The sequence below is a fragment of the Neopoerus faecalis genome, from assembly GCF_029218125.1.
Taxonomy (GTDB): Bacteria; Bacillota; Clostridia; order Oscillospirales; family Oscillospiraceae; genus Oscillibacter; species Oscillibacter faecalis_A.
The window spans coordinates 114,891-130,990 of sequence record NZ_JARFXX010000007.1 but is presented as its reverse complement, the minus strand read 5'-3'; the positions used below and the strand labels follow the sequence as shown (position 1 = coordinate 130,990).

12 protein-coding genes are annotated in these 16,100 nt (G+C 56.5%); 10 read left to right on the top strand and 2 right to left on the bottom strand.

The window, feature by feature from the left end:
• Positions 1 to 1,284 precede the first annotated feature (1,284 nt).
• Entirely contained in the window at positions 1,285 to 2,091 is an 807-nt protein-coding gene (locus PY311_RS09690) for a MerR family transcriptional regulator (protein WP_286148475.1), read from the bottom strand.
• 295 nt (positions 2,092 to 2,386) lie between these two features.
• On the opposite strand from PY311_RS09690, the gene PY311_RS09685 reads away from it, so the two are divergent.
• The 7 genes from PY311_RS09685 (at position 2,387) to PY311_RS09655 (ending at position 11,856) form a co-directional block, all read left to right on the top strand.
• Positions 2,387 to 3,868 (top strand): alanine/glycine:cation symporter family protein, encoded by a 1,482-nt coding sequence (locus PY311_RS09685; protein WP_286148474.1) that lies wholly within the window; start codon positions 2,387 to 2,389, stop codon positions 3,866 to 3,868.
• A gap of 39 nt (positions 3,869 to 3,907) precedes the next feature.
• Complete coding sequence (locus tag PY311_RS09680; RefSeq protein WP_286148473.1) at positions 3,908 to 5,086, top strand: trans-sulfuration enzyme family protein; 1,179 nt, start codon at positions 3,908 to 3,910, stop codon at positions 5,084 to 5,086.
• Positions 5,087 to 5,218: 132 nt separating this feature from the next.
• On the top strand, positions 5,219 to 5,950 hold the full coding sequence (ymfI, locus tag PY311_RS09675; RefSeq protein WP_286148472.1) for an elongation factor P 5-aminopentanone reductase: 732 nt from the start codon (positions 5,219 to 5,221) through the stop codon (positions 5,948 to 5,950).
• A 139-nt stretch (positions 5,951 to 6,089) separates the two neighbouring features.
• Complete coding sequence (locus tag PY311_RS09670) at positions 6,090 to 7,442, top strand: alanine/glycine:cation symporter family protein (RefSeq protein ID WP_434059942.1); 1,353 nt, start codon at positions 6,090 to 6,092, stop codon at positions 7,440 to 7,442.
• Between the two features lie 80 nt (positions 7,443 to 7,522).
• Complete coding sequence (locus tag PY311_RS09665) at positions 7,523 to 8,662, top strand: CobW family GTP-binding protein (RefSeq protein ID WP_286148470.1); 1,140 nt, start codon at positions 7,523 to 7,525, stop codon at positions 8,660 to 8,662.
• Between the two features lie 12 nt (positions 8,663 to 8,674).
• Entirely contained in the window at positions 8,675 to 9,607 is a 933-nt protein-coding gene (locus PY311_RS09660) for a TIGR03943 family putative permease subunit (protein WP_286148469.1), read from the top strand.
• Between the two features lie 272 nt (positions 9,608 to 9,879).
• Positions 9,880 to 11,856 carry an LTA synthase family protein gene (locus PY311_RS09655; protein ID WP_286148468.1) on the top strand — a complete coding sequence of 659 codons (1,977 nt, stop codon included), beginning with the start codon at positions 9,880 to 9,882 and terminating at the stop codon, positions 11,854 to 11,856.
• 60 nt (positions 11,857 to 11,916) lie between these two features.
• On the opposite strand, the gene PY311_RS09650 is transcribed toward PY311_RS09655, so the two are convergent.
• Positions 11,917 to 12,339 (bottom strand): hypothetical protein, encoded by a 423-nt coding sequence (locus tag PY311_RS09650; protein ID WP_286148467.1) that lies wholly within the window; start codon positions 12,337 to 12,339, stop codon positions 11,917 to 11,919.
• 183 nt (positions 12,340 to 12,522) lie between these two features.
• Between PY311_RS09650 and htpG the strand changes: the two genes are divergently transcribed.
• From htpG to PY311_RS09635, 3 genes are all read left to right on the top strand, one after another.
• Positions 12,523 to 14,406, top strand: a complete 1,884-nt coding sequence (gene htpG / locus PY311_RS09645) for a molecular chaperone HtpG (protein WP_286148465.1) — start codon at positions 12,523 to 12,525, stop codon at positions 14,404 to 14,406.
• Between the two features lie 130 nt (positions 14,407 to 14,536).
• Positions 14,537 to 15,526, top strand: coding sequence for a stalk domain-containing protein (locus PY311_RS09640; RefSeq protein WP_286148464.1), 990 nt, complete (start codon positions 14,537 to 14,539; stop codon positions 15,524 to 15,526).
• A 142-nt stretch (positions 15,527 to 15,668) separates the two neighbouring features.
• The gene (locus PY311_RS09635) at positions 15,669 to 16,079 is read left to right on the top strand and encodes a hypothetical protein (RefSeq protein WP_286148463.1); all 411 of its coding nucleotides are present in this window, start codon (positions 15,669 to 15,671) and stop codon (positions 16,077 to 16,079) included.
• Positions 16,080 to 16,100 lie beyond the last annotated feature (21 nt).

The following is a 16,100-nucleotide window of genomic DNA, read 5'->3' as shown; positions in this document are numbered from 1 at the left end:
GCGTAACGGCGCAAGCGCGGCAAACCTCAATACGCTGGCCCACATCTCCGCTTTAGCGATTGCGCTGGCCGCCGTTCTGCACGGCTCTCACTCCTACCGTTCTGCCAAACAGCTTCGGCGTTCCGCCTGAATACCTTTTGCAGGCGCGGGGTTCACCGTGCTATGGTTTTTGCGCCCTTGAAATGCCCTAAACTCTTTTGATTTCCATTTGCCTTGTTTGTGGGCAGTTCCTTCTGCCTGTTTTGCTCATCTCTTTTGGTACAAAATAAGCATAGCGCCCGAAGCGCAAATGAAGGCTCGGAGGCTATGCTTATTTTTGTTATAATGAGAGGGCAATGGATGGACGGCTTCTTTGGAGAGCCAAGCGCTCGGGCTGTAAACAGTCCTCCGCCCTCTTATTATAAAAATTCGATTGAGCAGGTTGCTCCGGCTATTACGAAAAGAAAGCAGCCGAAGGTCTGCATTACATGAATGTGATCGGACACGTCAGCGGGAAGATGACAGCTGTGATCTTCGCTGTCCTCCGGGATGGGCGACCGTACCAGCCCATTTTGCCAACTGCCGGATGACCCAACCGCATCATTTCAGATGGCCCACTACAAAGGCCTGGTTCTCTACGTCCTTTTCTAATATGCCTCTATACACATAAAATGTAATTTTACCCCTTGACAAATCCATAGCCGACTGCACAAAATCGAACGGTAGCGTCAGCGTTAAGATTGCAGGCAAAAAAGTTGCAAAAACGAATGAGTAATAGTTCGTACCAGCGCTCTTTTCACGAGATATTTGACGGCGAATTTCATCTGTGCCTTTCCAAATTTTTCATCCGGGATAGAAAGCCCACAAATCGAGTTTGTTCGTTGTCACCGCCCAAAGTGGGTACACACTCGGCTCTAACAGAAAAATCGTACACAGCGGCGCACACGAGCGAACAGGGGAGATCGCTATTGTTGTTGTGTAGAGTGTTTCACTCCCGTTCTCCCATTGACCAAATAAAAGCGGGAGTAAGCGGATGCACACCTTGTTGTGTGCATCCGCTTCAGCGTGTCGAAAAAGTCTTTTCTCCCCGCTGAACAAGTTTTCAGAACTTCATAAAAGTTCTGAAAACTAAGGATTTCAATGGCGCAGGACACCCTTCTTGGGTTTCCCGCGCACACCCTTCCTTACCGCTGCAGAGGATTTACCACTTTATCGACAGTCTCAAGCGGATGCACACCTTGTTGTGTGCATCCGCTTACTTTGATACTACAGCTTTGAGGGATTGTATTGATTTGCTTGGGGTCGTCAGCTATGCTGAAAGATCTGCACCTCATAGATGCAGTTGCGGAAGGAGCGGAAGTTATCCTCATACTCATTGGCCACCACCAGACGCGGCGTTTCCTGATCCCGGAAATAGCGTTTGAGCTCAGGCCCGGGGAAGGGCTCCGCCAGGATGCGGGACTGCATACAGAGCCAATTCCCCGCCGGAAGCGTCATCAGACCGGGATGCTCCGCCGCCGGCCGTTCCCGCAGATAAACGAAATAGTGGGTGGGCACGATGCTCCCCCGCAGCAGCGCCTGAAAGTCCAGCAAATAGCCGGTCTGACGCAGAAAATGCGCCTTTTCAAACGGGGGGCTGTGGCGCAGTCTGGTGAGCCGCTGTCCCGCCGTTCCGTAAATATCCTCTCCGGGCCGGAACGGCTCCGCTAAAATATACCGCTCCGTCTCCCGCTGCTGGTAGGGCAGGCCATTATGGTCATAGTCCGCCGCGTGGCTGTAATAATCCGCATACCAGTCCAGCTCGTCCAGCAGGCCCTGTAGATGGCTGACCTCCTGTCGGATCTGCTCCTGCCGATGCATCAGCAGCCTGCGGAAGCGGCTCACGTCGTTGGTGTCCAAAGCGTCCCGGATATCCTCCAGTGTGAAGCCAAAGCGCTGAAGGTACTTGACCCGATCGATATAATGGATCTGGTCATAGCTATAGTAGCGATAGCCGGTCTTGGGATTGGTATAAGCAGGCACCACAACGCCGGCTTTATCATAAAACCGGAGGCTCTGGGGCGACATATTCAGCAGCTCCGCCACCTCGCCGATGGTATAACGGTCCTTCATAAAAATGACCTCCCCTTTCCGGTTTCTCCACAGGAAGTATCGCAGAAATTTTCGCAAAAGTCTACACCTGACTGTAAGGTTTCCGGAAAAAGTTTCAAGAAAGCAGACAGATGTCACAAAGCCGGTCCATAGCATTTTGTGGAATTTTACAGAAAACTCCGATTGACTTTACACTGTAGGAAAGGACTATGCTGACATCAAAAGGAATGACCGGTATACGCAAAAGCAGGCCGGCATATTCCAACAGGCATCGTATACGAAAGAGACCGAAAAAAAGAGAAGTGAGGGAGCGCAAATGACATTTATCGACTTTCTGTACAAGCTGGACGGCTGGGTGTGGGGCACACCGCTGATCGTGCTGATCATGGTCGTGGGCATCTACTACATGGTCAAGGGCAAATTCTTTCCCTTTGTGCATTTCGGCCATGCGGTGAAAAACACGGTTCTTGCCAGCAGCACGGAATCCGGCAAGAGCGGTGACGGCAAGATTTCCCCGTACAGAGCATTCTGCCTGGCACTGGGCGGCGCCGTCGGCATGGGCAATATCTCCGGCGTGGCGACCTCCATTGCCGTAGGCGGACCGGGCTCCATCTTCTGGATGTGGGTCTGGGCGTTTTTCGGCATGATGATCAAGACGGCTGAGACCTCCCTGGGCCTGTATTACCGTCACAAGGAGCCTGACGGAAAGTACAGCGGCAGCGCCATGCACTATATGGAGCGGGGCATCAAGGGCGAGATGGGCTGGAAGTTCGGCCGGCCTCTGGCAATTCTCTTTGCCGTCTCCCTTTTCATGATGGTTCTTCAGGGCAGCGGTGCCTACACTGTGGGTGAAACGCTGAGCGCCTCCTTCGGTCTAAATCTGATGGCCGTTGTGATCGTTTATGTGCTGTTCGTTGTATACCTGCTGATCCGGGGCGAAAACGCCATCGGCAGAGTAGCAGAAAAGCTGGTTCCCATCATGTGCGGAGCCTATCTGCTGGCAACCATCGTCATTCTTCTCATGAATATCACCTATGTGCCCACCATGTTTGCCGAGATCTTCAAGGGTGCCTTTACCGGCACGGCTGCCGTGGGCGGCTTTGCTGGCTCCGTGGTTTCCCTGACCATCCGGCAGGGCGTTGCCCGGTCGGTCTACTCCAATGAGGCTGGCAACGGCACCTCTCCCCTGATCCACGGTTCCGCCGATACGATCCATCCGGCCCGGCAGGGACTCTGGGGTGCTGTGGAGGTATTCTGCGATACGCTGGTGGTCTGCACCTGCTCCGGACTCGCCATTCTGGCCACCGGCACCTGGAGCTCCGGCGTCACCGGCGCGCCCTTGGGTGTCCTGGCTTTCACCACAGCCTTTGGTGAAGCGGGCCGGTACTTCCTGGGCATCATGACCGTCCTGTTCGCTTTCACCACCTCCACCACCTGGTATCTTTTCTATCAGAATATCCTGACCTACCTTCTGGAAAAATGGCCCAAGGCGCAGAAGGCCGCGCACAAGGTGTTCACAGTCGCTTTCCCGCTGATCATGGTAGGGAATGCCGCTCTGGTATACTATTCCAACTCCGACGCCACGCTGTTCTGGACCATCGTCAGCATCGTCACGGCCTTCCCCCTGTTCTTCAATGTTCTGGCACTGATCGCGCTGCGGAAGAAGTTCTGGGCACTGCTCAAGGATTATAAGGCCCGTTATATGGGAATCGGCCAGGTGGACCCCAATTTCCACGTTTTTGCCGAGGATGACCCGGAAGTGATGGCTAAGATCAACAAGAATCTGGGCAGATCCTGATCCCGCATATCCAACGATTTGTTTATAAGGAGAATCACTATGGCATACTCTTACACAACGGAAGCGCTTTACAGCGGCGAACACGTCCGGGGCATGGACATGACCCCGGAGACCATCCCCTGCTTCATGACCACTGCCTTTACCATGCGCGGTTTCAAAGAGGTTCAGGAGACCTACGCTACCAAGGGCTATACCTATGTCCGCACCCGCAATCCCAACCGCACCGCGCTGGGCGAGGTCATCTCCTGCCTTGAGGGCGGCGAGTCCACGCTGATTTTCTCCTCCGGCATGGGTGCCATCACCAGCACTCTGATGACGCTGCTGAGCCACGGCGACCATGTGATCTGCAACTCCAATATCTACGGCGAGACCTATTGCGTCATGACGGAGATTTTGAGCAAGTGCGGCATTGAGGTAACCTTTGTGGATTATCAGAACACGGAGGATATCGCCAAGGCCGTTCGCCCGGAGACAAAGCTCATCTACTCCGAGGTCCTCTCTAACCCCACGCTGACGCTGGTGGATTTAAAGGCCGTGGCGGAAATTGCACACAAGAACGGTGCCTGCCTCATGGTGGATAACACCTTCACCACCCCCATAGCCATCCGGCCTATCGACTTTGGCGCGGATATTGTTATCAACAGCCTGACGAAGTTCTTAAACGGCCACAGCGATGCCATCGGAGGTTCCATCACCACCACGCAGGCATTGTGTGACAAAATCCAGCCGGTGGCCATGCTGCTGGGTACCCCCGGTGACCCCTTCAGCTCCTGGCTCATCCATCGGGGCATCAACACCGCCTCTGTCCGGATGCCTCAGGCCATGCACACGGCGGAAAAACTGGCGGCGACGCTGGCTGCCAACAAGCACGTCAGCCGGGTCAATCACCCCAGCCTGCCTACCTATCCCCAGAAGGAGCTGGCGGACCGGATGTTCGGCAAAAATGGCTACTGCGCCATGCTGAGCTTCATCGTGCCGGAGGATTTGGAGAAAATCGACCAGTTTATGCTGGCGCTGAAGTTCCCCAAGTACGCTCCTACGCTGGGCGGCCTCCACACCACGCTGAGTCACCCTGTCACCTCCTCTCACATGGGCGTGCCCGATGAGACCCGCCGGAAGATGGGCATTACCCCCGGCATGATTCGCGTGTCTGTGGGTATTGAGGACGCCGATGATCTGGCCGCGGACTTTGAAAATGCCCTGAAGGTGTTTGATTGATCCACGCTGTGGAATTTCCCCCTGCACATCCTTGCAAATGATCTTGCGGTATGGTACGATGTAACCTAATCGAAAAAACCGCGGAACCGCCGCAAAGGCGCATCCGCTGAGCACAGCAAGGAGAGATTTACGATGAAAACCGCACTCGTTACCGGGTCCTCCCGGGGCATTGGCCGCGCCGTGGCCCGGGAACTGGCCCATCAGGGCTGGGCCGTAGGCATCAACTATCTGCACCGGGAGGATAAGGCACAGGAGCTGGTGGAGGAGCTCACCGCTGCCGGTTGTCAGGCCGCCGCCTTTCAGGCGGATGTTGCCGACGGTGCCGCCGTGGCGAGCATGGTCAAGGAACTGGGGGAAACGTTCAGTCCTGTGGAGCTGGTGGTGAACAACGCCGGCGTTGCGGGGCAAAGTCTCTTTCAGGATATTTCCGATGAAATGTGGAACCGATACCTTGCGGTGAATTTGGGCGGCGCCCGCAATACCATCAAGGCGGCGCTGCCCCACATGATTTCCGAAAAGCGGGGCTGCATTGTCAATATCTCATCCATCTGGGGCCAGCGGGGCGCAAGCTGCGAGGTGGCCTACGCCTGCACCAAGGCGGGCATCATCGCTCTGACCCGCTCTCTTGCCATGGAGCTGGCTCCCTCCGGTATCCGGGTGAACTGCGTGGCTCCCGGCGTCATCAACACGGACATGGTGCAGGTTTTGGGGCAGGAAACGCTGGACGAGCTGGCAAAAGAAACGCCTCTCGGCCGCTTGGGGACGCCGGAGGACATCGCCTACGCCGTTTCCTTTTTTGCCTCGGAGCGGGCGGGCTTCATCACCGGGCAGGTCCTCACTGCCGATGGCGGCTTTATTGTATAAGCCCATTATGTTACCGCATTTTCTGAATTTCCCGGGAACGGTCCGCTGAGGCGGGCCGTTTCCTTTTTGCGTCCTGCCGCTGCTTTTGCGCACGGGTCTTGTACCCTTTTCCGGCGCATAGACTGTCCCCAAGGGGGCGATGGGATTGCTGGAGCTGCTGAACGCAATTTTATGGGGGCCGGGAACCGTGGGGCTGCTTTTGGGGACCGGGGCATGGCTGACGCTGCGGACAGGCGCGTTTCCCCAGCGAATGCTGCCGCTGGCACTGCGGCTGTCATTGGGGCGGGAGGCACGCCGAAAGGGGAACAACGGTGTGTCTCCCTTCGGCTCCCTGATGACCGCGCTTGCCTCTACGGTGGGGACCGGCAACATTGTGGGCGTTGCGGCGGCGCTGGTTTCCGGCGGGCCGGGGGCGCTGGTGTGGATGGAGCTGGCCGCCCTGCTGGGACTGACTTTAAAGCTCGCGGAATGTATGCTGGCGGTCAAATACCGCAGCCGCGCACCGGACGGTACCCGCTGGGGCGGGCCCATGGCGGTGATGGAAGCCCGGCTGGGCGTGATTGGAAAGCCCATGGGACGGCTCTACGCCCTCTTTGCCCTGCTGATGTCCTTTTCTATGGGGGCCATGGCTCAGTCCGGCGCGCTGGCCGATACGTTTTTCGCCGCGTTCTCTCTGCCCCGGGCCGAAACGGGGCTGGCAACGGCGGCGCTGGCGCTCGTTATCCTGCTTGGCGGCATCCGCCGCATTGCAGATGTTTCTTCTGTGCTGGTGCCGGTGATGGCGCTGCTGTACATCGGCGGCGCCGGGGCGGTGATTATCGGCAATCTCCCCCGGCTGCCGGGGGCTGCGGCGGAAATGCTCCGCTGTGCGCTGGCCCCCTCGGCGGCGTTGGGCGGCGCATTGGGGACGGTTACGCGGCGTGCTGTCATCCGCCACGGCATAGCCCGGGGCGTTTTTTCCAACGAAGCCGGGCTGGGCTCTGCCGCCATTGCCGCCGCCTGCGCCGATACGGAGGACCCGCTGCGGCAGGGGCTTATCAGCATGACCGGCGTTTTTTTCGACACCCTTGTGATCTGCACCCTCACCGGCCTTGCCATCTGCTGCTCCGGCGTGCTGGGGGCGGCGGACGCCGCAGGCATCCCTTTGACCGGCGCGGCGCTGACGCTGCGGGCCTTTGAAACGGTTCTGGGCCGGGGGGCACGCTGGCTCATCAGTGCGTCCTTGGGCCTGTTCGCCTTTACCTCCGTGTTGGGCTGTGCCCTGCAGGGGGAGGTCTCTGCGGCGTATTTGCTGGGGCCGGATGCCGTGTGCCCGATTCGTTTTTTCTACTGTGCGGCGGTTCTGATCGGGGCATTGATCCCCATGAAAACGGTACTGGCGCTGGCGGACCTCTCCAACGCGCTGATGGCGCTGCCGAATCTGGTGTGCCTCTTGCTGCTTTCCGGGGAGATCGCGGCGGATTGCCGCAGCTTTTTGAGGAAAAAGGTGTAAACTTTCTGTGACAGCGTTGCTTTTTTTCATTTTGGTGGTATGATAACGATGGTATAAAATTTTAGTAAAGGACTGATACCATGACAAAAATTGATATTGTCTCCGGCTTCCTCGGTGCCGGCAAGACCACGCTCATCAAAAAGCTGCTGGCGGAGGCCTACAAGGGCGAAAAGCTGGTGCTGATCGAAAATGAGTTCGGTGAGATCAACATTGACGGCGGCTTCTTAAAGGAATCCGGCATCCAGATCTCCGAAATGTCCGCCGGGTGCATCTGCTGCTCTCTGGTGGGCGATTTCAACAAGGCTTTGAAGGACGTGGAGGCTCAGTTCCACCCCGACCGCATCCTCATTGAGCCCTCCGGCGTGGGCAAGCTCAGCGACGTGATCGTGGCGGTGGAAAACTCCGTAAAGGACGTTCCCGAGATGAAGCTCAACAGCTTCGTCACCGTGGCAGACGCCACCAAGGTGAAGGTCTATATGAAGAACTTCGGTGAGTTCTACAACAACCAGATCGAGGCCGCGGGCACTATCATCCTCTCCCGGACTCAGAAGATGACGCAGGAGAAGCTGGAGGCCGCCGTGTCCATGCTCCGGGAGAAAAACGCCGATGCCGCCATTATCACTACCCCTTGGGATGAGCTGGACGGCAAGGCCATCCTCTCCGCCATCGAAAAGGTCTCTCTGGCCGATGAACTGCTGGAGAAGATGCGGGCGGAACATGAGGCCGACGAGCACGAGCACCATCACCATCATCATGACGGCGAGGAGTGCGACGATCCCAACTGCTCCTGCCACCACCATGACCATGAGCACGAGCATGACCACGAGCATCACCATGACCATGACGAGTACTGCGGCCATGAGCATGAACACGAGCATCATCATGACCACGGCGAGTGCGATGACCCCAACTGCTCCTGCCATGACCATCACCATCATCACCACGCCGATGAGGTGTTCACCTCCTGGGGTAAGGAAACACCCAAGGTGTATACGCAGGCGGATATCGACCGCATCCTCACCGCGCTGGATTCCGGCGAGTACGGCGCCATTCTCCGGGCCAAGGGCATTGTGAACGGCACGGACGGTGCGTGGATCGAGTTCGACTATGTGCCGGAGGAGCATGAGATTCGCGCCGGTCATCCCGACTATACCGGCCGCCTGTGCGTCATCGGTTCTGATTTGAAGGAGGAAAAGCTGGCAGAGCTGTTCGGCCTGTAAGCGAAAATTTTCATGGCTGATATTCCTGTATATCTCATCGCCGGCTTTCTGGACGGCGGCAAAACTGAATTTATCAACGGCATTTTAGAGGATGGCTTCGCCCGGGAGGATAAAACGCTTCTCATCTGCTGCGAGGAAGGCGAACTGGAATACGAGCAGAAGGCGCTGGACAACGTGACTGTTGTTACCGTGGACGAGGAGAGCTCCCTGACCTGCTCCCAATGCAAGGAGTGGGAAAAGCAGTACAAGCCCAAGCAGGTCCTGATCGAGTACAACGGCATGTGGTCCATGGAGCGGCTGTACCGGGAGGTGCTGCCGGCCAACTGGGTGCTCTATCAGGTCATGACCTTTGTGGACGCGGGGACCTTTGAGCCCTACGCAAAAAACATGGGTCAGATCATGATGGAGAAGATCACCAACGCCGATCTGCTGGTGTTCAACCGCTGTACGGACGAGCTGAAGGCCGCCCTGCGGAAGCGGAATCTGCGGATGGTGAACCGCCGTGCGGACATCTATCTGGAGGACAACAACGGCAACAGTGAGGACTACAACAACGGTGAGGTCTGTCCCTTTGACCTGAACCAAAAGGTCATTGACATTCCGGACAACGATTACGGCGTGTGGTATGTGGACGTTATGGACTACCCCGACCGCTGGGCGGGCAAGACCGTTCACATGAAGCTGCTCATGTGCCACTCCAAGAAGTACCCCGGCACCCATTGCCCCGGCCGCTTTGCCATGGTCTGCTGCGAGGCAGATGTACAGTTCCTCGGTCTTGTGGCAAAGGGTATGGACCTTTCCAAATACAAAAACCGGGACTGGGTAGAGGTGGAGGCCCGTATGGCCGTGGAAAACCACCCCGCCTACAAGGGCAAGGGCCCGGTCATGCACGTTATGTCCATCAAGCCCTGCGAAAAGCCTGCCAACGAAGTTGTGAGCTTCTGACCTACTGATATTCAAAAAGCACGTTTCCTTTTGACGAGGAAACGTGCTTTTCTTCTTGCATGCGCTTCTTATATTTGTCACCGTGCAAGTCATTGGCAAATCGACTGCGTTTTCAATACGATTCGTATTTTTGCTTTTAAATCGACATTTTGTATTGTAATTCCGCAAGATTTTTTCGGGAATGCCGGTTTTCTCTCCGCTTCGCAAAGCTCGCAAAATTTCGGGAATACTTGCAAATTCCTGGCAAATCCATATAATAGAGGTATTCTGGTATGAAAGGACTTTACGTTTTGAAAGAAAAGCGAATCTATAAAAGAGAATTGCCCCTCTGGGGGAGTCTGCTGGCCGCCGTTTTGCTGGCAGGCTGTATCACTTTACTGGCCCTGTGGTGCCAGCCAAACGCCCTGCGGACGGTGCTGGCAGGGTTCAAGGCCCAGCCCCTGCTGATCGTTTTGAACGCTCTCCCCATCGGACTATTGCTGCTGGCCTTCGCCTTCCTGTTCCGGAATGTCTTTTGCAGCGGAGCACTGGTGAATTTTTTCGTCTGCGCGCTGTCCCTTGCCAACCGGGTCAAAATTGAGGTCCGGGACGAGCCGGTGTTCCCCCGGGACTTCTCTCTTCTGCGGGAGGTAGGCAGCGCCATCCAGTCCTTCGACATCCGCTATCCGGTGAAGGCCATCGCCGTGGTGGTGCTGACCACCGCGCTGCTCGTGGGCCTTGGCGTGCTGTTCCCCAGCCGCCCGGTGTCCTTTGCCGCCCTGAAGGCCAAGCTGACAAAGCGGGACGCCGCGGCCGCGTTCCCCGGCCGCTGCTGGCCGGAACGGATCGTGGGCGCAGTCCTCAGCTTCGGCGTGTTGACCGCCCTGATCTTCACGGTGTACGCCAGCAATGACCTCTATAACTCCTTCCGCGTCAGCAATGCCTACTATGTCCCCGCCGTGTTCAACGAGCTGGGCTTTCCGTACTGTTTCTGCCACCAGTTCACCACCTATCCCGTGGATAAGCCGGAGGGCTTTTCCAAGTCTGAGGCCGCTGGGTGGGAGACCGGGGAGCAGTCGGGGCTCGGTAAGGACGTCAACATTATCATGGTCATGAACGAGGCATTTTCCGACATCACCGATGGCTCCATGTTCAACTGGGCGGAGGGGGATGACCCCCTGCCCAACCTCCACGCCTTGCAGAATGACCCCCACGCCCTCACCGGTCACATTGTTGTTCCGGGCTTTGCCGGCGGCACGGCCAATACGGAGTTCGACGTACTGACCGGGATGCAGACCAACGCCCTGTCGGATACCACCACCTCCGCTATGCGGGTTATCAACCGCAATCTGGACAGCCTGTTTCGGGTGTTTGACGCCGATGGCTACCGCACCTCCTTCTACCATCCCGGCGATGCCTGGTTCTACAACCGGGAAAATGTTTACCGCTGGCTGGGCGCGGAGAACACGGTTTTTGCCAAGGATATGCAGGACCCGGAATACAAGGGCCGCTGGGTCACGGATGACTACATGGCTGGTCTGATCGAGGAAGAATTTGAAACGGCGGTCAGCGAGGGCCGCCCCCTGTTCAACTACACCACCACCATCCAGAATCACATGAGCTACACTGCCGACAAGTACGGCGAGGGACACACCTTTGCTCCTGTTTCCGTAACGGCGGACATTTCTGATGAAACCCGCACCATGCTGGAGGTCTATACCGAGGGCGTCCGGGACGCAGATGCCATGCTGGGCCGCCTGACCGCGTATTTCGCGGAGCGCAGTGAGCCGGTGGTACTGGTATTTTACGGAGACCATCTGCCCTATCTGGGGGATAACCAGAAGGGCTATGCAGAGCTTGGCTCCGAGGTGTCCATTGCCGAAAATGACCGGACGGATATCCTCTGCTCCTACAAAACGCCCTATGTGATATGGACTAACGCTGCCGCTGCCGATGCTCTGGACTGGGAGGCCGCCGCAAAGCAGCTGGCACTGCCGGAGGACGGTACCGTATCCGCCGCGTTCCTTGGCAGCGTTCTGCTGGACCTTACCGGCCGGGGCGGTGAAAGTCCATGGTTCGATTTTCTTTCCTCTGTGCGGCGGCTGGTGCCTGTGGTGCAGAAGAAGATCTATATCCTCACCGATGGTGAGCTCATCGCCAACCGCGACCTGCTCGAGCGGACGGACGAGACCGCCGCCGCGCTGAAGGCTGCTATCCGTAAATGGCGCTGCTGGAGCTATTACAAGCTGAAATATGCGGAGGTAGGATAGCCACTAAAGCAAAACAAAAAAACAGCCCGGAGGATGTGTCCTCCGGGCTGTTTTTATTTGTCAGGTTTTCGCTTCAATCTTCGCACCGCATTTGGGGCAGGTGATGACGATTTTTCCCTTTCCCACCGGCACACGGCACACGGCACCGCATTTGCAGGTAAAGTATTTATGCTCCTTGTCCGCCCGGCGGGCCTTGGCCCCGGCAGCGCTGTTCCGCGTTTTCCAGACCCAGCTCATGAATTGCTGGTTTTCCTCCCGCCGCTTCGGCAGGTTTTTGGAAAACATCCGGAACAGAATAAACACCATCAGCACCCAAAGGAGGGATTCGCAGATCCGGGCGGGGATCCATAGCCGCAGAAGGCTGAAAATCAACTGGGCCACCAGAATCACCAGATAGCCCCGCAGAAGAGCCTGATTCATCTGATCCATGCCGTTCCGGCCGTACATGAACCGCGCCACCGCGCATCTGAATTTATAAAACATATATCTGCTGCCTCTTTTCATCGGCGCGGAGCGGCGCCGTATCTCGTTACCACTGTATTTTAGCGGAAAGGTCAGGGAAAGGCAACGGTTTGACTGTGAAGTTTACAAAAAAGTAATTTCTTTCTTCGCTGTCCGTGCTACAATATACTCGATATTAAAATACACAAAGGAAGTGTTCTGTTCATGGCAAAGAAACAGTTCAAGGCGGAGTCCAAGCGTCTGCTGGACTTGATGATCAACTCCATTTATACCCATAAGGAGATTTTTCTCCGGGAGATTCTCTCCAACGCCAGCGATGCCTGCGACAAGCTGTGCTACCAGGCCCTGACGGATGACAGCGTGAAGCTGACCCGGAAGGATTTCAAAATTGACCTGTCCGTAAATAAAGAAGGCCGTACCATTACCGTTACGGATAACGGCATCGGCATGGACAAGGAGGATCTGGAGAACAATCTGGGCGTCATCGCCTCCTCCGGTTCCTACAAGTTCAAGCAGGAGGTGGGAGATGACACCAAGGACACCGACGTGATCGGCCAGTTCGGCGTGGGCTTCTACTCTGCGTTCATGGTCTGCGATCAGGTGACGGTCCGTACCCGGAAGTTCGGCAGCGACACCGCTTATCAGTGGCAGTCCTCCGGCGCGGATGGCTACACCATTACAGAGTGTGATAAGTCCGATGTCGGTACCGAGGTCATCATGCACCTGAAGGATGATACCGAGGATGAGCATTACAGTGAATTTCTGGAGGAATGGAAGCTCCGGGAACTGGTAAAGAAGTATTCCGATTATATCCGTTTCCCCATCCGCATGGCCGTTACCAAAACGAAGAAGGTGGCCTCCTGTATGTCCGACAAGCCGGACGAGGTACCCTATGTGGAAATGGAGACGCTGAACTCCATGGTGCCGATCTGGCAGCGGAAGAAGGCGGATGTGAAGCCCGAGGAATATAATAAGTTCTATCAGGAGAAGTTTCATGATTTCGCGGACCCCCAGCGGGTCATCACCGTGTCCGCCGAGGGCGCTGTGACCTACAAGGCCTTGCTGTTCATCCCCGGTGCCACCCCCTTCGACTTCTACACCAAGGAATACGAAAAGGGCTTGCAGCTCTATTCCAGCGGCGTTCTCATTATGGACAAGTGCCCGGATCTGCTGCCGGAGCATTTCCGTTTTGTCCGCGGCGTGGTGGACTCTCCTGATTTGAGCCTGAACATCTCCCGGGAGCTTTTGCAGCATGACCGCCAGCTGAAGGTTATTGCCGCCAATCTGGAAAAGAAGATCAAGAGCGAGCTTGCCAAAATGCTGAAGGATGAGCGGGAGGCTTATGAAACCTTCTGGAAGAACTTCGGCCGCCAGTTGAAATACGGCGTGGTGGGCGATTACGGCGCGCACAAGGAGCTTTTGCAGGACCTGCTGCTGTTCTGGTCCTCCACGGAGAAAAAGCCGGTCACGCTGGAGGAATATGTTTCCCGGATGAAGGAGGACCAGAAGGTCATCTATTACGCCGCCGGCGACAGCGTGGACAAGATTGACCGTCTGCCCCAGCTTGAGGCGCTGAAGGATCAGGGCATTGAGATTCTTTACTTCACCGAGGAGGTGGACGAGTTCGTGGCACAAACGCTGCGGACCTACAAGGATAAGGAGTTCCGCTCCGCTATGGATGGCGTAGCCGAGGCGGAGGACCTGGAAAAGGCCAAGGAGGCCGCGGACGCTCATGAGGATGTATTCACTTTTGTCAAGGACACACTGGGAGACGCCGTGGCGGAGGTAAAGCCCTCTGCCCGCCTGAAGTCCCACCCGGTTTGTCTGAGCGCCGGCGAGGGCCTGAGCTTTGAGATGGAGAAGTATTTCCAGCTCATGCAGCCTGACAGCAACATCAAGGCCCAGCGGATTCTGGAGCTGAACACGGAGCATCCCGTTTTTGCCGCGCTGGAGAGCGCCGTTTCCGCCGACCCGGAAAAGGCAAAAAAGTACGCCAAGCTCCTGTACGATCAGGCGCTTCTTATTGCCGGTCTGCCGCTGGACGATCCCTCCGGCTATACCGATCTGGTGTGCGAGCTGATGAAGTAACGCCTTGTACCGTCTGCCGCAAACGCGGCAGGCGGTACAATTTTTTATGGGAACTTTTTCCGGAGCACTTGCGTCTATACCGACAGATACCCCTTAATTTTCCAAATCATTTTGACAGGAGGATGTTTCTATGAAAAAATACTTCCGCATCATGGCTTTGCTGGTCTGCACCGCCGCGCTGTGCGTCTCCGCACTGGCTGCCGGAACCGAAGACCCCGCCGATCACGCCTACGTGCCGGACCCGCAGTATAATGTGTATTGGGGGACCGTGACCCAGCAGGAAAACGGCAAGATTCTGGTACAAAAGCCCGGTGAGACTGCACCTACGGACGGAATCGTGTTCTGGCTGTGGGAGGACACCATGATTCTGGACGCCGTGACCGGTGAGCCGGTATCAGCCGCTTCTGTTCGGGATGGGAGCACTGTTTACGCATGGACCAGCGGCTACACAGCTACAACCTTGAGCCTGCCGCCTCAGACTATACTGGAGGTGCTGCTGGTCAACATCCCGGCGGATTACCGGGTGCCGCAGTACGATGTGATCGTGCGGGCCGATGGGCTTACAAGCGTCGGTATTCCGGACCGCAGCGGAATATCCGTCACGCTGTCCGACGGAAGTGTGTATCAGGTGTGGGAGGACGCGAAAATTACGCCCTATCTTACCCGGAATCGCGTTACCTGTCAGGATTTGCTTCCCGGTACTCGGGTGCTGATATGGGCTGATGACGCCGGGCAGGCGGAGCGGGTGCTGGTATTTCCATACGCCTACCCCGGCTATCTGGCGCTGAATGGCTGCGGACGTCTGTACATCAACGGCACGGCCATCCTTGAGCCCTCCGCACTGCGCCGCCCCTATGGGGATGCGCGGCTGTACGCCCCCATCCGCGCCGTGGCGGAGGCCGCCGGTTTTCAGGTCTCTTGGGATAAGGAATACGGCGCAGTGGTGAAAACCGACAGCGGGGAGACCGTGTTCTTTATCCGCCCGGACCAAAAGCAGGCCCACGGCCCCGCCGTATCCGGGCAGCCGAGCCTCTCCGGTCCCTGCCTGATCGCGGATGGCGTCAGCTATCTGGAGCTTCATGACCTTGCCCGTCTGCTGGGACTATATTACGGCGGCTGAACGCCTTGTCTCCCGGCTATATGAACAAATTTCTAATTTTGTTTTTGGCATTGTCTTTTCCTGTTCTTTATGGTATGCTATAAGCATGAAACGTCCCCGTGCTGTTTTTAACGGTGACGAACAATGACAGGAGTGATCGACTATGGTTAGATTGATTATGGGCGTCAAGGGTTCCGGCAAGACCAAGCAGCTCATTGAACTCATCAACGCTGCGGCGAAGGATGAGGCCGGCAATGTGGTGTGCATTGAGCCGAAGCGCGATATGTCCTACAACATTCATTATAATATCCGGCTGATCGACGCGCAGGAGTATGATCTGCACAGCTATGAGATGTTCCGCGGTTTCATCAGCGGCCTCTATGCCGGTAACTATGATATCTCTCAGGTGTTTATCGATAACCTCTGCAAGACGGTTGGTTCCGATGTGGATGGCGAGACCGAGAAGTTCCTGAACTGGCTGGACGCTTTCGGCGAGAAGAACGGCATTAAGTTCACCGTTACCATCAGCGGCGATGTTGCTATCGCTACCGATGGGATGCGGAAGTTCCTGTAAATAAGCATACATCCGATATTG

Excerpts from the sequence above, each read along its gene's own strand:
- PY311_RS09690 (WP_286148475.1), bottom strand. The coding sequence starts at position 2,091 with ATGAAGGACCGTTATACCATCGGCGAGGTGGCGGAGCTGCTGAATATG.
- PY311_RS09685 (WP_286148474.1), top strand. The coding sequence starts at position 2,387 with ATGACATTTATCGACTTTCTGTACAAGCTGGACGGCTGGGTGTGGGGC.
- PY311_RS09680 (WP_286148473.1), top strand. The coding sequence starts at position 3,908 with ATGGCATACTCTTACACAACGGAAGCGCTTTACAGCGGCGAACACGTC.
- ymfI (WP_286148472.1), top strand. The coding sequence starts at position 5,219 with ATGAAAACCGCACTCGTTACCGGGTCCTCCCGGGGCATTGGCCGCGCC.
- PY311_RS09670 (WP_434059942.1), top strand. The coding sequence starts at position 6,090 with ATGGGATTGCTGGAGCTGCTGAACGCAATTTTATGGGGGCCGGGAACC.
- PY311_RS09665 (WP_286148470.1), top strand. The coding sequence starts at position 7,523 with ATGACAAAAATTGATATTGTCTCCGGCTTCCTCGGTGCCGGCAAGACC.
- PY311_RS09660 (WP_286148469.1), top strand. The coding sequence starts at position 8,675 with ATGGCTGATATTCCTGTATATCTCATCGCCGGCTTTCTGGACGGCGGC.
- PY311_RS09655 (WP_286148468.1), top strand. The coding sequence starts at position 9,880 with ATGAAAGGACTTTACGTTTTGAAAGAAAAGCGAATCTATAAAAGAGAA.
- PY311_RS09650 (WP_286148467.1), bottom strand. The coding sequence starts at position 12,339 with ATGTTTTATAAATTCAGATGCGCGGTGGCGCGGTTCATGTACGGCCGG.
- htpG (WP_286148465.1), top strand. The coding sequence starts at position 12,523 with ATGGCAAAGAAACAGTTCAAGGCGGAGTCCAAGCGTCTGCTGGACTTG.
- PY311_RS09640 (WP_286148464.1), top strand. The coding sequence starts at position 14,537 with ATGAAAAAATACTTCCGCATCATGGCTTTGCTGGTCTGCACCGCCGCG.
- PY311_RS09635 (WP_286148463.1), top strand. The coding sequence starts at position 15,669 with ATGGTTAGATTGATTATGGGCGTCAAGGGTTCCGGCAAGACCAAGCAG.